Origin of the sequence: Cupriavidus agavae (genome assembly GCF_004217045.1) — a bacterium.
Lineage (GTDB): Bacteria > Pseudomonadota > Gammaproteobacteria > Burkholderiales > Burkholderiaceae > Cupriavidus > Cupriavidus agavae.
The window spans coordinates 35,612-49,229 of sequence record NZ_SGXM01000006.1 but is presented as its reverse complement, the minus strand read 5'-3'; the positions used below and the strand labels follow the sequence as shown (position 1 = coordinate 49,229).

The window sequence follows — 13,618 nt, the reverse complement described above, 5'->3', positions numbered from 1 at the left end:
TACATCGCCCGAAGTGTACGAGCCAACAGCCACCACACTAACGATGGCGCGCTTCCATAGACATATTCCAGAGATTACGAAGGACTGCAGCACATTGCGTCACGCCAACGCAACGCCTGAGGAAACTACCGGAGTCTTCCTGGACTGCAGTTCGCCCAGAACCTGTCCTTATTTTCGTGGGCCCGACCGGACGATCAGACCTCAACGTTTCGCCGGAAGCACCGTACCGGGCACGCGTTGTCGTAACCTTTGAGCGTCAAAAGGTGCATGTACTTTCTTGTCGTTGTCGAAGTAGCAGAATACGTCGCGCCGCGTCGCCGTCCGCGCCGGCCCAGGGCCTATCCGGATGGCGTCAGGCGGCTCTTTCCCCTGCGACCAAGCGTGGATTCGTGCGGCCCATCGGTCCAGCGCTACGTCCGAGTAAGAGCCGCCGTACAACGTATCGGCACCGTGCAAACGCATGTAGATGAAATCGCTAGTCACGTCCTCTGCATACGGCCAATCTGCGATCGCGTGTGACACCACCAATGCCACCCGATGCTCACGTAGCATTGCGGGAAACTCGGCATTGCGGAAGCTATCGTGTCGCACTTCAACTGCATGCCTCAGACGGCTGTTCCCCGTCGTCCGATACCACGGCGATTCAACTCGAGTATCGTGCTGGGCGGCCAGCGCTCGCGCTTCACGGGTGTTCTTCGGTAGCAAAGACAGGAATCTGTCGAACCGCTCAGCATCAAACATGAAGTTTGGGGGAAACTGCCATAGGAAGGGACCCAACTTGCGGCGTAGTGCCAAGACGCCCGACGCGTAGAAGTTGGCCATCGCAGGGATGGCTTTCTCGTCTCGGAATCTCAACTGGTGAGTGAGATAACGAGGGCCTTTTACCGCGAACACAAAATTCCCTGCCACGGTATCGTGCCAAGCCTGCCAACTCTCGATGGATTGCAACGAGTAATGGGAGCCATTGATCTCGATCGTGTCCACATGTTGCGACGCGTGGAAAAGTTCACAGCGCTGAGGCAGCTTTGCAGGATAAAACACACCGCGCCAACCCGCGTAGCGCCACCCAGATATACCAATGCGTACTGTCATCGTCTCTCGCGAACATTCTAAAAAGGTTGCCGGTGTGTTCGCGCTCGGGGCAACTTTTGTTCCTGCGTCGATTCGGTCACCCACCGCTACTGCGCGGCCGTATCCGTTTCCTGTCAACGTCGACTGGCCGAAGGGACATGAACCCAACCGGCTAATCCCACCATGTAGATGTGACCGGCAGTGATTACAAGGCGGCATTGCATAGCCCACGCTGCTCGCATCGCGATACGGGATCGAAATATGCTTTGTCTCCAGCCTAACTTAAGGGAACAGCCATGGCGAATGTTCAGAAAACCATCGTCATTACCGGCGCATCCAGCGGCATTGGCCGTGCGACAGCGGAGGCATTCGCGACTCACGATGTGCATCTGGTACTTGCAGCCCGGCGAGAAGAGGCGCTGGAGGCGACGGCCGCGGCGTGCCGGGATAAGGGCGCGCGGGCACTAGTCGTGCCGACCGATGTGACAGATCCCACCGCTATGGAGAACCTCGCTGCGAAGGCGAGCGAATTCGGGAACGGTACGATCGACGTCTGGATCAACAACGCGGGAGTGGGCGCGGTTGGTCAACTTGAGGACATCCCGCCCGAGGCACACGATCGCGTCATTCGGACCAATCTCATCGGCTATATGTACGGCGCTCGCGCCGTCATCCCGTTCTTCAAGCGCGTGGGCAGGGGCACCTTGGTGAATGTGGTTTCCTTGGGCGCTTGGGCTCCCTCCCCGTTCGCCACCTCCTATACAGCTAGTAAGTATGGGCTGCGCGGCTTCTCCGAAGCGCTGCGCCTGGAACTGGTCCCCTGGTCGAATATTCAGATCTGCGACGTTTTTCCTTCGGTGATTGACACGCCCGGATTTCGCCACGGTGCGAACTACACGGGACGCATGCTAAAGCCACCTCGACCTCTCTACGATGCGCGAACCGTAGCGCGCGCAATCGTTCGTGCCGTTTCTCGCAAGCGCAGCCGAGGCATCTCCGTTGGAGTGGTCGCAAAGTTTTCCAAGATCGCGAATGCGCTGGTGCCATCGCTCGTACGCGTTGTGTCATCTCATGGCGTGCGCCGATATCTCGACAATGCACCGAAGGTACCCATAACGGACGGCAATCTCTTTGAGCCGAGCAAAGGAAGTATGTCGGTCAACGGAGGATGGCGCGGGTTGCAACGCGGGCGTAAGCTGCAGACCGGGCTGTTGGCCGGTACGCTACTCATAGCCGGCCTCGTGCTTCTGCAGCGCGCCCGAGAGCGCTAGCACCCTTCGGCATAACAATCAGGATATCGGATTTGCTGTTTCCAGTTCGGATTGCCGGGCGGGGTAAGACGCATTCCCAAGTTCTACTTCGCCCTGCTGCCACTGACCCACGCGCCTACAATACCGGCGCTGTGCTGTACTGAGGACTGGTAGACGAGGACGAGCGCATTTGTCGAGTCCTGACTCTCTAGACTCGGTATCGCGACTCATGCGATTTATTCCGTGAGATGAACATGCCGCCGGAGGTGCCTTACAGTCGTGATCGCGATGGCATATCTTGGCTTGATCAAGGGCTCGGATACCTCGCGCCCGAGAACAACGGCGGTCCTGTTTGAGCACTACAGGGCCCAAAGACTTGACGCTAGATTTTTTCGCGCACCTCCCGGCCAATAGGCCGAGGACACTTCGATTTGGAGCCACCATGCAACGCATTTCAGCAATCTTCAATGAAGAGTCGCAAGCCAAGGTCGCCACCACGCGAGTAGCCGAGATCCTCCCTGGGGTAATCGTTTCCTTATATCGCGTGCCTCGCGCAGACGACGTAGGAAGCCCTCTGGACCACATTCGCAGTTTTGTTGCCGAGGTAGTCGGCCCCGATGCGGACGCTGCAGTAGGCTCGGCAGACAGTTCCCGATCTGCTTGGTGCAAACTTGAAATGGAGAATATTCCAGACGACGCGATGCCAGCGCTGCAGGCGCTGCTACGCGACAACGGCGGAAGGATTGAAGTCGAGTAGCCGCGCTACCGTACCACCACCGGACAAGAAGCAATACCGGCAAGCACGCTACTGTCGCGGAGCGAATTGAACCGCCCCGGGTTTAGTGGAGGCTCCAATTGTTGGGAGAATGGAGCCCATGAGCAAGCAAACCAAGTTTTCCCCCGAGGTCCGAGAGCGGGCCGTACGTTTGGTTCGAGAACAGCGCAGCGAGCATCCGTCGCTGTGGGCGGCAGTCGAATCCATCGCATTGATGATAGGTTGCACGAGCCAGACACTGTTGGGGCGGGTCAAGCAAGAGCAAGTCGAGAGCGGCGAGCGCGACGGTGTGACTACGTCGGAGCGTGAACGCCTCAAGGCGTTGGAGCGCGAGGTGAAGGAGTTGCGCCGCGCCAACGAGATCCTGAAGCTGGCGAGCGCGTTTTTCGCCCAGGCGGAGATCGACCGCCGTTTGAAGTCCTGAAGGCCTTTGTCGATCTGCATTGCGACGCCTTCGGGGTCGAGCCGATCTGCAAAGTCTTGCAGATTGCTCCGTCGGGCTATCGGCGCCATGCTGCGCCGCTTCGCGATCCGTCGCGATGCTCTGCGCGAGCCAAACGCGATCAGTGGCTTCGGCCCGAGATCAAGCGAGTCTGGCAGGCCAATATGCAGGTCTACGGGGCCGACAAGGTTTGGAAGCAGATGAACCGGGAAGGCATTGCCGTGGCGCGCTGTACGGTCGAGCGGCTGATGAAGCAGCAGAGTTTGCGCGGCGTGATTCGCGGCAAGCGGGTTCGCACGACGACTCCAGATGCGAGAGCGGCGCGCCCGCCGGATCTGGTCAACCGTCAGTTCAGGGCCCAGCGGCCGAACCAACTCTGGGTTTCGGACTTCACCTACGTTTCGACGTGGCAGGGCTGGCTGTACGTGGCCTTCGTGATCGACGTGTTCGCACGGCGCATCGTCGGCTGGCGGGTCAGTTCGTCGATGACTACGGACTTCGTTCTGGATGCACTTGAACAGGCGCTTTACGCTCGCCGGCCTGGCGGTGATTGTTCTCTCATCCACCACTCCGATAGGGGGTCGCAGTACGTCAGCATTCGCTATAGCGAGCGCTTGGCCGAGGCGGCGATCGAACCGTCGGTTGGTAGCCGGGGCGATAGTTATGACAACGCCTTGGCTGAGACGATCAACGGCCTGTACAAGGCTGAACTGATCCATCGCCGCACTGCCTGGAAGACGCGTGAATCTGTTGAGCTGGCCACGCTGGAATGGGTGGCCTGGTTCAATCACCACCGCCTGATGGAACCGCTCGGCTATATCCCGCCCGCCGAAGCTGAGGCAAACTACTATCGGCAGCTTCAAATGCCTGCTACCGAACCGCTATTAACTTAAACCAACCAGCCTCCACGGATCACGGGGCGGTTCAGTTACTATCTGTTAGTCGTATACCTCGGTACCCGTTCCCTATTCCATTGGCTTGGTGCGATTACGTGCTGGAAGCCCAGCACAGCGGACAAATGCTCATCGAAAAAGGTTCCGATCCAACGGTGTTGACGTCGAAGTAATATTGAACCACCGCACCGAAGTGAATCTGACCCTCCTGGGAGGATGGCAGCCATTTTGGGGCTGCCGATGTTGACCCAGGAGCAGGCAGTGGAGATCAGAGCTATGGCCCGAAGGGGCGAAGGTTTCAGGCCGATGGCGAAGCAGTTGGGGTGCTCGCGCAACACTAGTGCGCAGGTACCTTCGGGACGAATCAGCCAGGCGGTATGGACCGCGTGAGGCGCGAGCCTGCAAGCTAGACCCGTACAAGGCTTACTTAGTCGAGCGCGTGGAGCACCGGCCGCGCTCGATCCCGGCGACGGTGCTGCATCTATTCGCAGGCCGCTGGCCTCCAGCGTTGCGGCCAGCGGCACCACGAAGCTGCCCTTGAGGCAGGCATTGAAGCGCTCGACCTTTCCCTTAGTCTTGGCGCGGTAGGGTCTGCACAGCCTGGGCGTGAAGCCACAGGTCTCGGCCAAGTCCAGCAGTTGCGCGTTCCAGCGGTGTTGCCCGGCGCCGCACGCGTCGCGCTCGATGACGACCGCCTTGGTGTTGTCGAACAGGACATGCACGCCGGGGCACGGCCATCTCCTTCCTTGGTATGAAACGTACGGTACTGATCTTACGAGTCGGCTAGAACTGCCGCGGGCCTTCAACTTGAGTGACGACTAAAGGAACTATGACGTCTAGCCCCAACTCGCTTGGGATTCACCAAACTGGCATCGACCGAAAACTCGTCAGCGGCCTCAGCCCTACGGATTCCGATAGTTTGTATGGCTATAACCGCGCCGGGCAAGCTTGGAGAAGAGGCGCCTTCGAATCTTACGTTGGTGCCTTGCACTTGAAAGTCGACCGCCAGCGTCCACAGCCCTTCGTGTATGCCATGATTGCGAAGTAGAATGGCGACGAGATCGCACGGATTATGAGTCAGCGTAGGGTCGGTCATCATCGGTTCTTTTGGACTTTCGTTCGACTATCTTTGTGTTGCAGTTGGCAATAGCCTGGTGATAATGCTGTTCAAGTAAGGCGCGCTGCGCGTTCGATACTGCGATTCGCGTGCCGAGCTTGATTCCCAGGCGCATTCGTACCTTACGCACCTCCTCCGACATCCAGACTTCACCGTTGCAACGAAAAGCGAGATGGCCAGACCTGTATAGGACCGCGACGTTGGCTGAGAGTAGTAGCCAGGCGTCCACTCTTGAAGAAACGTCACATGCGCATGTCGTCATCGTTTGTATCGGTACGGCGCATAGAAGCGGCCGAGCCGCGAGACCTGTAACCTGGCAGCGACCACCGTGGATGGCGAGCAAGTCCTCAAAGAGTGAAGGGGGTGGGCCGACTCCAACCGTACTCTGCGTCCAATCCTCCCACCGGCAAGGTTCTGGGCGAGGCTGCGCACAACCACTCTTCGCTCCTCCGTGGCAAGGTACACCGTAAGGCGCTGCTGGCATCGGATCTTTTGTAGACCGAACTTCGAAGCCGAGTTCGACTAAACGCGAGTGCCACGGACCCCCGATGACAAAGCTGAAGTCTTTTGGCCTTAAAGGGCGCTGCCCGGAATGAAGCGAAGCAAGCCCAATGATTGCTTTGGGCGGGAAAGGCTCAAGGTAGCCATCCACGCGACGCGCAATCCAGACAAAGTATCGCGAGTTCGAGCCGTATTTTGGCATCGCGGCACCTCGGGCCCAATCATCTGCAGCCGCGTAGATATCCTTGGCCTGAGTGCGATCCGGTCTCGCTAGTGGGCGTAGTAACGAGTTGTCAGCTGTTTCATCTCCGTCCAAAAAACGAGGCGAACCGATGCTTCGGGGTTGGATTGGAAAACCGAGTTCGTCCAATCGCCTTCGCCACGCCTTTTCGTACTGACCCAATAAGGCTTCGGACACAGATAGCCCGGCCCGGACGCTAGCCGCGCGCAAGAGGTCCCGGGGCGTGAACCAATCGGTCCCGACGTTGACCCCGTACATTCTCGAGTGACTGCGCCTCTCGGGGAACGCAGTAAGATCGTCCGCGGCTTCTCGCACATGCGCAGCGGAAATCAACGTCAAGTGTGTGAGCTTAGAAGATCGAGACTCGGCCTGTGTCATCGCATGTTTTCCCCGCCCTTAGGGCGTTCTGTACTCGGGTGCAGTCGTGAACGTTATCGCGTTACGGGATCTGATGTCATGAAGTCTTTCGAAAAGGGGATGTTAGTTTTTTCTCTTAAGCGCTAGAGCGTCGAGATTACCAATGCAGCTAGCCAGGAGCAGCCGCAGTAGGTCAGATGACGGAGCCCCCATTGTTGGGTCCGTTGCCCTGCATGTATGGAAATTGCCCCCACGACCGGATTGCACGCCAACAAGTCCGTACCACCGGATTGCGGCGGCAGATCTCTCAATGCGGCTAACGCTGCGCGAATGAAGGCGGGGAGGTCGTCGGGATTGCGACTAGTTACGAGGTTTTCGTCCGTGACAGCTTCTTTGTCAACCTACTGGGCGCCGGCGTTGATGAGATCGCTTTTGAGACAGCCCCGCGAGGCATCCTTTCTCACGAATCGGGATTTAATACCCCCTTGCAGCAACAGAGCGTCAAAAAACTTCCGGCCTGCGGTCCCCCAACGGCTATCAACAGGTAAAGGCTTGCCACCAGCGAATTTCCATGACCTAACTTTTGTGTCTTGTGGAGATATCACGGCTGTGACGGCACCCGAGTCCTCAAAAGCTGCACGACATTCCTCGAGCTTTACCTCTTCAAAACCATCAGTTGCCTACAACCCCTGCCCTTCATCATCGCGGCACGCCTTTGGACATCCCGAAATAATTTACATTGCATTTCGGTCAGCAAAAGTCTCCGGATCGTTTGTGAGTGTGGCATTTCCACCGCAGAATCAATGGGTTACCTCTGAGGCGCACCGATTCCCACCTGGCCCGAAGTGGCGTCGTAGAGCGGGCACGAGACAGTCCTAGCGCCCGCCGTACGCGGTTGCGTTCTCCCTTTGGGAACGCGCGACGGTTCTAGATGGGGACGTGATCCGAATTTATATGCCTAAAAGAGCACTCGCACAAGGAGTTGCGTAACACCTCCTGTCGCTGAGGGACAACGCGCTCTCAGCGACAGGAGGGGGCGCTCCGAAACGATACCTAGCGAATACGCGTCACGGGTTGTAATTGCAACCTCGAAAATGCGGCGGGCCGCACAATTGGGCAACCGCGGTGAAATGGCTCTCAAAGTGCATTAAAGGTTTCTCCCTCGTCGGCTACTGCCGATTTAGGAGCATATTCATCCGGAGCGTTATTCGACCTCAAAAACGGCGTCACCATCTAGAACGGAGATGTAATCAGGGAGCGGTGGGCCTAAAGTAGGGGTGTACTCGCAGTGCAGAAAGCCCTTCGTTCCGCTTGAGTAAGACAGGGATTGCATTTTCCTAACTAAGGTTTGCCGACTTGCAATGGCCACTTTCAAGGTTGAAAGTGCGTCAATGTGACGCAACGTGTCGCTCTGTTACCTCCAATTCTTTCGGGCCATCTCTTCCGGAGGAACTGAATCGCACGAGGGTACGGCTAGGACCTACGCCCCCCATAGGGGGCCTAACGCCCAATCTCGGGAACTCGCAAGGTTGCACGTGACCTACTCGTGACGAACAAGAGCCTGCCCAATATATGGCTGGTTCTGGGATGGAAGTCAGCCACACTAGATCTGGAAACCTTGGACTGCGCAGAAGCCCAGGGCAGTGATTTTGTCCCAAGATGAATTATGTTCGTAGCGGTAAAGTTCACGTGGTGCCATCTACCTCCGGGACCTTCTTCCCTGACTTTCAGGCTTGAAAGTGCGCCACATCGCCACAGAGGACAAAAGCACGTTAGTGCACGAGCGTCGGACATATAGCTTTCAAGCATGAAAGTGCCAGGTGCGAACGAAAGCGGGTACGGGGTCTTGGGCGCCCTAACATCGAGCTAGAGAAGTCGTAGTCTTCATCACTTCTGAACGATCTGCGCAATGTGCGCACACCATCTTCCTCCGGTGTGGTCGGAAGTACGGTTGGGAGTCAGACGATTCGGCCTCCCCGTAGTCGTATAGGGAAATTCACCGTGCTCCCGCGCAATTTGCATCTAAGCCTAGAGACTTCCGTTCGGCTGCCGGCACCATACAGGCGTCCAGTGCACTCCAGCGCGAAGCGCCCGTCGTTTGTAGCGTCGGGCCCAGACCCGTACCATGCGCGCCAGCTCTGCGCTGGCATGGGGGTGTTAGCACCGGCAGGTGTCCCAAGGTTGCTTCCGCCCCTGCAAAATGTACCGCGTCGGATTACCGAACATGCGGCAGCGCCTATGGTCGCAACAGCGAACGCGGCATCGCTAGCTCGGCATGTATGAATGTTGTGGCCGATTTTCCCGCTGAGCTGGCGGAACTGCGAATGTAATTTCGCGTGTTCTGAACCGGAACGTAGGCCGATTTTCGATGCTTCGCGCGATCGCGGAATAGCTCTTCTAAGGTTATCCGCTCCCCGCCCTTCTTGGAGCCAGTGACCGCTCATCGATTGACTTTCAAGCTTGAAAGTCAATCGTGCGCCCGTCCGGCAGACGCCGCCTAGTACCGCCCCGTTCATTTTTTTGAACGAGAAGCCGTTTTCGCTTCTCCAAAACGGGCTGAGGCCACTTTCATGCATGAAAGTAGCAGCGCCTGGTGTGGGGCCGAGAAGGTAATAGCAGATACGGAGACAGTGTTACTTGATCCCCAATCCAAGTTTGGGGCCTTGTCTTTCACGTTGAAAGGCAGAGCTGCTTACAGGCAGGCTCCTGGCAACTCAACCTATATGGGTCCATAGGGGGTGTCGGGTTGAAGCAGCACACCTCCCTAACGTGATCTAAAGATGGAGGTATCTTCCTCTTGGACGAACACGTTTTTTGATCTATCACATCATATCGGCCTTTTCAGCCGTCTTTCGTGATATTGTGTTAAACAATTATATTGTGGGGGAAATATATGTCTGCGCGGATTATTACTGTCTTCAATCAGAAGGGCGGATGCGGCAAAACCATGACGTGTATGCAGTTGTCGGCGTCTTTAGCACTTCGAGGGTTCCGCACTCTGCTGGTGGATATGGACAAGCAGGGCACAAGCACGATCTGGGCAGGCCAAGGGGGAAAGGACAGGTCATTCCCCGCGGAGGTGGTCAGCTTGGCTCCTCTGCGCGAAAGGATGCTGGGAGAGATTGAAAAGCGTGCGGAGAACTATGACTTCATTTTCATCGACTGTCCCCCCGCAATCGAGTCATCGATTCCTTGGGCGGCTCTGAACATTTCCGATATCGCCTTGATCCCCGTTATTCCGCTGATGGACAACGTGTGGGCCAGCCGCGAGGCGAAAGAGCTCGCACGACGCGCGAAGACGGAAAATCCCGATCTACTGACCTACTGTGTCCCGTCGATGTCGCGGCGGGGGAATGTCTTCAAGGCCTGTACTGAAATATTGCAAGACGATCTAGAGATCCCATTGCTCGATACAGGACTTCAGCAACGTAACGCATATGGTGAATCTCAGATGTTTGGGCTCAGTGTCCACGGTGTAGCGGGGGCTTCTGCCGCAGTGAAGGAGGTAGAGGCGTTGGCGGACGTCGTACTCAAAAACCTCGGCTTCGTAGTCGAGAAAAAATCTGGCCGATCAAAGGGTGCTAAGAACAAAGAGGAGGTGGTTTGATGGCAAAAAGTCGACTCGAACAAATGCGGGACCAAGCTGCTAAAGCTCTCTCCGCGGCTCCTCCGGCAGATCGATTTGCCCGTGCACAGGCGCTGGTGGAACGCCAGCCGAACGGTTTTGCCGAGAAGCGACCCCAGGAACCGGTCGATGGTGACGCTGTCCCGGCGGCCGCGTCAGCGACTCAGGCGGGCGTCGCAAACCTCGGTGTCGGAGAATTGGCACGCTCAGGAAGTAAGGAGCCGTTTTTCGAAGAAATCGACATCGAGCTTATTGACGAGAACCCCTACAACGCCAGACGCCTCTATCGACCGGAGCGTGTACACGAACTGGCGGGAGAGATCAGAGCAGACGGTCAGCTCGTCCCCGGATTGGCGACGATCAGAAAGGGGCGTCGAGTACTCGCGGGCGGTCATTATCGACTTCGTGCTCTTAAGGCCGCGGGCAAGACCCGGATGAAACTGATGATTCATCCGGACCTCACGGACCAACAGCTGTATCAGATCTCTTATAAAGAGAACGCGGAGAGAGAGCAGCAGTCCGCCTTGGATAACGCGCTCGCCTGGAAGTCGCTTATGGATGAAGGCATCTATCCGAGCGAATCCGCGATTTCAGAAGCCACTGGCATGTCTTTGCCGAACGTCAACAAGACCATGTCGATTCTGAAGCTTTCGGACGGCATCTTGGAAATCGTGAAAGAGCGGCCAGAGCCCTTCGCGCTGTCGACCTTGTATCAGCTTTCCCTTCTTGAGCGAGTAGCGGGGACCACAGTTGCTGCGGCTATGGCGACCAGGGTCAAGGATGAGGTGGCCGTGTGTCGCGATGTCGAAGAGGCCAGAGCTCGCTATGAGAATAAGCCCGCGCGTAAGCAGAAGGAGACATCACGGCAACACAAGCTTCTCGGGCCAGATGGAACGCCGCTAGGCGTGCTCAAGGATTGGGACTCGGGAAAGGTGACGTTTGAGATTTTGTTGCAAGACCCGGCCAAGCGCCAGGCGCTCGTAGAAGAACTGAAGATGAAGTTTGCTTCAGGAGAAGCGAAAGCACTGGTGGAATGAAGGACCCGCGGAATATTGAGAGCACCTTCGAGCAGATTGCTCTTCATCACCGCCTGTTTCCCAACGCCGTTCACCTTGGTTTTGGTGTAACTCTGAAGACACTTGCTGTTTAAGTGCTTTAGTAAACACTGTAAACCCTTTAGTAAACCTTTAGCCTCTGTAACTCCTTGTATTGAAAGGATTTTCTCCTCTAGAGGTGAAATCCTATGGGGATATGGTGAACTGTAGTGGGGCAAAGGGGCAGTGGATTTGGGGAATAGGTGAACGCCGATGAGGGGAAAGGGTTGGGGATTTGGGGAATAGGTGAAGAACCTTGGGGCGCCTATCCCAATCTCGCAGGTGAAAGGTATTGGGGCCTGTTGAGGTGAAGAGATTTGGGGCGCAGGACTGCAGGGAGACCGCTTCCGTTGGCAAAGGTGAAGAAGTTTGGGGAATCCGATAGGTGAATTGATTTGGGGACCCCGAAGGGCACAGCGCCTTGAAACCCACGCCAGACCACGTAGGTGAACTTTGTTGGGGATGCCAAAGGTGAACAGTTTTGGGTGAAAATTGGTCGGTGTGCACTCACTTCCTGTCGCGGATGGCCTGCAGGTGAACGTTATTGGGGTGCCAGAGGTGAACGTATTTGAGGACCGCTGCTGACTTTGCGTGTTTTCCCCCTGGCACTGGCCTCGACTCCCCATTCCCCTTCACCTTTCCCTCCCTGCAGCCCCTCAAATGACCACCCGGGAAGCCCCCCTTTTGATGGTCGCCGGCGAAAGGTGAACAAATTTAGGTCTCTTTCAATCCTTATTGGTGAATCAATTTGGGGCGAATGTACTTGCACAGCGTGCTACAGCGGTCTGATTCCAAAGGAATTCGCGATGAGCGGCAACCGTTGGAAAACCGCACTTCCGCTTGATAGGTGAACGATACACGACTAAGATTTCACCATTCGAGAGTTCGGAAACCGACATGCCAAGACCGAAGGCGCCGCCCAAAGGGTCCCAGATTGCACTGTTCCAGCAGCCCGAGGTGCCCGAGCCGTTCAAGAAGGCCGTTCAAGCCATTCACGTGTCGCCGGTAGGGGGAGCGCTCACTCTGCAGCAGCGCCGCCTCTTCAACGCTCTTATCAAGAATGCGATCGAGCACCGTCTCGGCCAAGCCGGCTCCACGGACACCTTCCAGATATCCATCCCGGAGATGATGGCCAATCTGGCGTTGACCACTAAAGACACCGGCTACATCAAGGAAACTGCAAAGTCCCTGATGAGAACAGTCGTCGATTGGGACCAGTTGAACAGCGATGGGACAGCGACATGGACGGGGTCGACGCTCTTGGCCGGCGCGAAGATAACGGGCTCGCTACTTTCTTATTCCTTCGCTCCCCAAATCAGGGAGGAACTGCTAAACCCCGAGCGTTACGCGATGATCGATATGCGGATCGCAAAGCTATTCCGTAGAGCTCATTCGCTAGCCCTCTGGGAGAACACTGTTCGGTATGAGCGTGTTGGTATCACGGCTCGTATCCCACTGCCTGTGTTTCGCAATCTGATCTTGGGGCGGGAAGAGAGCGAGACTAAATACAAGGAATACAAGATCTTCAAGCGAGCGGTGCTGAACCCGTGCATTGCTGAGATATGTGACCTTTCTGACCATAACTTGGAGCTGATTGAACACAAGGTCGGAAGGTCTGTGTCAGACCTCCAGTTCAAGATTAGCCGGAAGGAACAGGCGGTTCAGGAGGACGCTGCAGGAGGTGAGTTGGTACAGGCGATGATCAAGTTAGGTCTTCCGGCCAGTGAGGCGCGAAAGCTTGCAAAGACTCACAATCACGGCTCCTTGCGGGATGCGCTGGCCTACGTCCGTGCACGGCTGACGAAGAAGAATGCTCCAGCCATCGAGAATGTCCCGGCTTACTTTCGGAAGACCCTTGCGGAGTCGTGGGGACGAGGCATGGAACCGGAGGAAGCTGCGGAAGATAAGTCGGAAAACTCGGTACCAAAAGCCAAGTCTGCCGCTGAGGCAATGGAAAAATACATTGCCGCGCGGTTGCCGGTAGTGCAAGAGTACTTTGCCGAGCTCGCCGCGGAGGAACAAACTTCCTTGATAGAGCGGTACAACGAGCAGTGTGTGGCCGTTGATCTGAAGCTTGCCGCCAATAAGCGGCCTTCTAAGCTTGCTCAGACGAGCTTCTACACATGGTTGGCCAATGAAACGTGGGGTGCACCAACGCCGGAGGACATCCTCTCGTACGTTCTGACAGGAAAGGTGGCGGCATAAGCTAACCATCGACGACTGGAATTGCTATCGAGGCGTTGCGGTACTCA

General features: G+C 56.6%; 7 protein-coding genes, 2 pseudogenes and 1 other annotated feature. Of the genes and pseudogenes, 7 read left to right on the top strand and 2 right to left on the bottom strand.

The window, feature by feature from the left end:
• Positions 1-201 precede the first annotated feature (201 nt).
• Positions 202-1,092 (bottom strand): DUF72 domain-containing protein, encoded by an 891-nt coding sequence (locus EV147_RS19180; RefSeq protein ID WP_130392834.1) that lies wholly within the window; start codon positions 1,090-1,092, stop codon positions 202-204.
• 275 nt (positions 1,093-1,367) lie between these two features.
• Between EV147_RS19180 and EV147_RS19175 the strand changes: the two genes are divergently transcribed.
• The 4 genes and pseudogenes from EV147_RS19175 to EV147_RS19160 all read left to right on the top strand — a co-directional run.
• A complete protein-coding gene (locus EV147_RS19175) occupies positions 1,368-2,342 on the top strand; it encodes an SDR family oxidoreductase (protein ID WP_130392833.1) in 975 nt (324 codons plus the stop codon).
• A 421-nt stretch (positions 2,343-2,763) separates the two neighbouring features.
• The gene (locus tag EV147_RS19170; RefSeq protein ID WP_130392832.1) at positions 2,764-3,078 is read left to right on the top strand and encodes a hypothetical protein; all 315 of its coding nucleotides are present in this window, start codon (positions 2,764-2,766) and stop codon (positions 3,076-3,078) included.
• Between the two features lie 118 nt (positions 3,079-3,196).
• A protein-coding gene (locus EV147_RS19165) for an IS3 family transposase (protein WP_130392831.1) occupies positions 3,197-4,431 on the top strand; the annotation gives its coding sequence in 2 pieces (ribosomal slippage) (positions 3,197-3,485 and positions 3,485-4,431; 1,236 coding nt in all).
• Positions 3,475-3,591: a sequence feature (AL1L pseudoknot), on the top strand. Its footprint overlaps the gene before it by 117 nt.
• A gap of 240 nt (positions 4,432-4,671) precedes the next feature.
• Positions 4,672-4,909 (top strand): annotated as a pseudogene (locus EV147_RS19160) (IS21 family transposase); the annotation flags it as partial.
• Here EV147_RS19160 and EV147_RS19155 read toward each other — a convergent pair.
• Positions 4,908-5,147, bottom strand: a pseudogene (locus EV147_RS19155) (IS21 family transposase); the annotation flags it as partial. The pseudogenes EV147_RS19160 and EV147_RS19155 overlap by 2 nt on opposite strands.
• 4,393 nt (positions 5,148-9,540) lie before the next feature.
• Here EV147_RS19155 and EV147_RS19145 point away from each other — a divergent pair.
• From EV147_RS19145 to EV147_RS19135, 3 genes are all read left to right on the top strand, one after another.
• On the top strand, positions 9,541-10,254 hold the full coding sequence (locus tag EV147_RS19145) for a ParA family protein (RefSeq protein ID WP_130392830.1): 714 nt from the start codon (positions 9,541-9,543) through the stop codon (positions 10,252-10,254).
• Positions 10,254-11,309 (top strand): ParB/RepB/Spo0J family partition protein, encoded by a 1,056-nt coding sequence (locus tag EV147_RS19140; RefSeq protein ID WP_130392829.1) that lies wholly within the window; start codon positions 10,254-10,256, stop codon positions 11,307-11,309. The genes EV147_RS19145 and EV147_RS19140 overlap by 1 nt, the downstream gene beginning before the upstream one ends.
• Before the next feature lie 954 nt (positions 11,310-12,263).
• Positions 12,264-13,571 (top strand): replication initiation protein, encoded by a 1,308-nt coding sequence (locus EV147_RS19135; protein ID WP_130392828.1) that lies wholly within the window; start codon positions 12,264-12,266, stop codon positions 13,569-13,571.
• Positions 13,572-13,618 lie beyond the last annotated feature (47 nt).

Coding starts and splice junctions, on each gene's coding strand:
- EV147_RS19180 (WP_130392834.1), bottom strand. CDS start 1,092: ATGACAGTACGCATTGGTATATCTGGGTGGCGCTACGCGGGTTGGCGC.
- EV147_RS19175 (WP_130392833.1), top strand. CDS start 1,368: ATGGCGAATGTTCAGAAAACCATCGTCATTACCGGCGCATCCAGCGGC.
- EV147_RS19170 (WP_130392832.1), top strand. CDS start 2,764: ATGCAACGCATTTCAGCAATCTTCAATGAAGAGTCGCAAGCCAAGGTC.
- EV147_RS19145 (WP_130392830.1), top strand. CDS start 9,541: ATGTCTGCGCGGATTATTACTGTCTTCAATCAGAAGGGCGGATGCGGC.
- EV147_RS19140 (WP_130392829.1), top strand. CDS start 10,254: ATGGCAAAAAGTCGACTCGAACAAATGCGGGACCAAGCTGCTAAAGCT.
- EV147_RS19135 (WP_130392828.1), top strand. CDS start 12,264: ATGCCAAGACCGAAGGCGCCGCCCAAAGGGTCCCAGATTGCACTGTTC.